The sequence below is a fragment of the Pseudoalteromonas sp. S2755 genome (assembly GCF_005886535.1).
Lineage (GTDB): Bacteria > Pseudomonadota > Gammaproteobacteria > Enterobacterales > Alteromonadaceae > Pseudoalteromonas.
Genome location: NZ_PNDS01000256.1, coordinates 1 through 221, shown reverse-complemented (window position 1 = coordinate 221; position 221 = coordinate 1). Strand labels below are relative to the sequence as shown.

Genomic DNA, 221 nt, shown 5'->3' with positions numbered 1-221 from the left:
TACTGACCTTAAAAATGAATCTCCCCCTCTTAGTACTCAAACTGGCGATAGCTATGTTGATTTAACAAATGACCGTGTTAGTCCAACTTCAACGGTTTTACGATCAGAGCCTGCAGTGATTTCCCAGGTAAGAGAAGATTGTAGCAAAGACAGTCAAGAAGGAGGTGCTAGCTCTGGCAAAGTAATTACGTTGGAAGACGTAGCGGAAGTCGAAGCAACCG

1 pseudogene is annotated in these 221 nt (G+C 43.9%); it reads left to right on the top strand.

Going from position 1 to position 221, the window contains the following annotated elements:
* Window positions 1-221, top strand: a pseudogene (locus tag CWC03_RS23710) (hypothetical protein); the annotation flags it as partial.